The organism is Cupriavidus gilardii, assembly GCF_008801915.1.
Lineage (GTDB): Bacteria > Pseudomonadota > Gammaproteobacteria > Burkholderiales > Burkholderiaceae > Cupriavidus > Cupriavidus gilardii.
Genome location: NZ_VZOV01000055.1, coordinates 1 through 3,255 on the forward strand (window position 1 = coordinate 1; position 3,255 = coordinate 3,255).

Below are 3,255 nucleotides of genomic sequence, written 5' to 3' on the forward strand. Positions count from 1 at the left end.
TCAAGGACTACCTGACCGGCGCCAGCGATAACATCGTCGCCGCCATGCAGGCCGCTGCCCGGGAATGGGCCAGCGTGGCCGACCCGGCGACGGGCAAGAGCTTCTACGATGGCGTCGGCAACAACCGGGCGTCCATCTCGGTCGAGCAGTTGGAGCAGGCGTTGCGGAACACCCGGGCAGCGATGAACGCGACGCCGACGGTGTACGCCCAGCGCGCGCCGGGTGGCAACAGCGTTCAGCTCGAGCAGCGAACCGAGATCAACGTGTACGGTGTGACCGATCCCGCCGCCGCTGGCAGGGCTGCGGCTGGGGAGCAAGGGCGCCTCAATGGCGACCTCGTGCGCAACCTTCAAGGAGCGGTGTCGTGATCCTCGACATGATCACCTTCGTGCCGAAGAGCATCGGCGGGATCACGATACCCGTTACCTTCGAGGAAGCGTATCAGGACGAGCTGCAGATCACCGAGCACCCGGTAGAGCAGGGTGCGGAGATCAATGACCACGCGTTCAAACGGCAACCCGAGGTGGTCATCAAATGCGGCTGGAGCAATTCGGACCTGAAGGCGCTAGCTGGGACGCTCGAGGCGATATTCCTCGGCGGCAGCCTGCCGACTGCGGACTACATCAGCACGGTGTACTCGCAGCTGCTGGCGCTGCAAGAGCATCGGGAGCCGTTCGACGTCGTGACGTCGCTGCGCAAGTACGACAGCATGCTGTTCAAGTCGCTGTCGGTGCTGAAGGACCAGAAGACCGGAGCGGCGCTATCGGTCACGGCGACACTGAAGCAGCTACGCATCGTCAATACGCAGGCGACCACGTTGCCGCCTCGGGATAACCAGGCAGACCCGGCCGCCACCGCTGAGACGCAGAACACCGGCGTCAAGGCGGCTGCGCCGGCAACACCTGCGCCGGGCGGGTCTGTACCGCCGGTGCAGTGGGGCAATCCATGAACTACTTTGAGATCCCGCTTTCGCCGGAGCCGCAGCGGTTCACGATCACGCTCAGTGGCGTGGATTACCGGCTGACGGTGCAGTATCGCAAGGCGGGCGGCGCGGGTTGGATTCTCGACATCGCGGATGCCAACAACGCTCCGCTGGTCACCGGCATCCCACTGGTGACCGGCATTGACCTGCTTGGTCAGTACCGGCACCTTGGGTTCGCCGGCCGGCTATGGGTTCAGGGCGCTGACGACCCGGACAACGTGCCGACGTATGAGGATCTTGGGATCGGGTCGCATCTCTTCTGGGTGACCGACGAATGAGCACGCCGCAATTCGGCCGCAAGGTCTCGCTGATCATCGGGCAGGACAGCGGCGCAGCGCTCGACCTGTCGGAGCTGCGCTTTCGGTTCGATGTTCGCCGCGGCGACTTGCAGACACCGAACTCGGCCCGCATCCGTGTCTACAATGTATCGGAGAACACGGCTCAAAGGATCGAGCGCGAGTTCAGCCGCGTGGTGCTGCAGGCGGGGTATCAGGGCAATTTCGGGATCATCTTCGACGGGACGCTGGTGCAAGTCCGACGCGGCCGCGAGAGCCAGACGGACACGTATCTGGACATTACTGCGGCGGATGGCGATCGCGCGTACAACTTCGCCGTGGTGAACCAGACGCTGGCCGCAGGATCGACTGCCGAGGATCACATTAACGTGTGCTCCAAGGAAATGGAGCAATACGGCGTGGGTAGTGGCTACGTTGCTCCCGTGCCCGGGAAGCCCCTGCCGCGCGGCAAGGTGATGTTCGGGATGGCGCGCGATTTTCTTCGAATCGCCGCAAAGACGCACGCGATGGTTTGGAGCATCCAGGATGGAAAGCTCCAGATGGTGCCTGAGACATCGTACGCGCCGGGCGAGATCCCGAAGATCACAGCCGAAACCGGAATGGTGGGTCTGCCTGAGCAGACCCAGAACGGCATCACGGTCAAGATGCTGCTAAACCCAAGCATCAAGATCAGCCGGTTGATCCAGTTGGACAACGCCAGCATTCAGCGCTACGAGTACGGGCTGTCGATCAGCCAGCAAGAACAGAATGAACGTGTGTCCCAACAGAACACCCTCCAGAATGACGGCTTCTATTACGTCATGGTCGTCGAACACTACGGCGATACGCGCGGGAACGATTACTACACCGAAGTCATTTGCTTAGCGGCGGATGGAACTGGCCTGGCAAACGTTGATTTGGAGAATAGGGCGACGCTTGGGGTGCCGCAGTTGCCCCCGAACGTCATCAAGCGATATGGCTAGTCTCTGGATATCGACGTACGAATCTGCTCTAGTGTCATAAGCCGATCCACGACCATGACATGGGTACCGTTCTTGCCGAGCTTCGTTACGACAACAGAGGAATCATGGAATGTGTCGTAATTTGGCGTGCCACCAGCCAATATGACTGTCCCGATCTTATTCCCGAGGATGCGCCAATAGCAGCCCTCGTAGGTCGACGACCCAACGGTTTGCTCCATATGCCGCATGTTCCTGGCGTTCGCCAATTGAAGGCGACAAGGTCTCTCGGGGTAAAAGCGAACAGGGAAGCTGCTTAATGGAAGAAGCTCGCTTATGGCGACCGGGGACAGCGGATATGCCCAGATCACCTCTCGGTGTGCGGTCTTTCGCCTGGCGAATACATCGTCGAGGAAATCTCTGTATCCAGGGTCGCACGGTGCATAACGCCTAGTCTGCGGCGAGTAGCACCACCCGCCCGCGAAGAGTTGCTTTTCGAGGTTCTGCGCTTGCTCACAAGCCAACCTTCCCTGCTTGTCGTCAATCTTCGCTTTGCTGCATGTTCTTGAGCTGGAGATTAGCTGCTCCATGAGGGCCTGACCTTGCTCGTCAGTCAGGGCGGCTTGCGACGCCAAGGGCGAAAGCAGAGAGACAAGCAATACCAGCTTCTTCATAGCGAACACCATGGATAGACGAGAGCGGGTTGACGATCCCGAGGTTGCGCTTCGGGAGGCGTTCGACGGACTGCGCGCGGGCATTTGGACGGCGCTGCCGGGGGTTATCCAGTCGTTCGATGCCGTCGCTCTGACGTGCGAGGTCCAGCCGACGATCAAGATCCCGGTGCGCAAGCTCGACGGCACGATCGAAAGCGTAGCACTCCCTCTGCTGGTCGATTGCCCGGTGCAGTTTCCGTCTGGCGGCAATTGTACGTTGACATTCCCGGTCAAGCCTGGGGACGAGTGCCTAGTCGTGTTCGCCAGCCGTTGTATCGACGCATGGTGGCAGTCGGGCGGCGTTCAGGAACAGGCCGAGCTGCGGA

5 protein-coding genes and 1 pseudogene are annotated in these 3,255 nt (G+C 60.9%); 5 read left to right on the plus strand and 1 reads right to left on the minus strand.

The annotated features are described in order from the left end of the window. From F7Q96_RS26975 to F7Q96_RS26260, 4 genes and pseudogenes are all read left to right on the plus strand, one after another. Positions 1-368: pseudogene (locus F7Q96_RS26975) on the plus strand (mannosyl-glycoprotein endo-beta-N-acetylglucosamidase); the annotation flags it as partial. Beyond that, positions 365-949 carry a phage baseplate protein gene (locus F7Q96_RS26250; RefSeq protein ID WP_226994975.1) on the plus strand — a complete coding sequence of 195 codons (585 nt, stop codon included), beginning with the start codon at positions 365-367 and terminating at the stop codon, positions 947-949. The pseudogene F7Q96_RS26975 and the gene F7Q96_RS26250, both read left to right, overlap by 4 nt. Beyond that, positions 946-1,260: a phage baseplate plug family protein gene (locus tag F7Q96_RS26255; protein ID WP_053824288.1), complete on the plus strand. Its 315-nt coding sequence runs from the start codon at positions 946-948 to the stop codon at positions 1,258-1,260. Before F7Q96_RS26250 ends, F7Q96_RS26255 begins: the two co-directional genes overlap by 4 nt. Next, complete coding sequence (locus F7Q96_RS26260) at positions 1,257-2,240, plus strand: phage protein (protein WP_053824287.1); 984 nt, start codon at positions 1,257-1,259, stop codon at positions 2,238-2,240. The genes F7Q96_RS26255 and F7Q96_RS26260 overlap by 4 nt, the downstream gene beginning before the upstream one ends. Here F7Q96_RS26260 and F7Q96_RS26265 read toward each other — a convergent pair. Then, positions 2,237-2,890, minus strand: coding sequence for a hypothetical protein (locus tag F7Q96_RS26265; RefSeq protein WP_144425983.1), 654 nt, complete (start codon positions 2,888-2,890; stop codon positions 2,237-2,239). The genes F7Q96_RS26260 and F7Q96_RS26265 overlap by 4 nt on opposite strands. 10 nt (positions 2,891-2,900) lie before the next feature. Between F7Q96_RS26265 and F7Q96_RS26270 the strand changes: the two genes are divergently transcribed. Continuing rightward, positions 2,901-3,255: Gp138 family membrane-puncturing spike protein (locus F7Q96_RS26270; protein ID WP_261659839.1), on the plus strand; the 355-nt coding region annotated here is incomplete at its 3' end.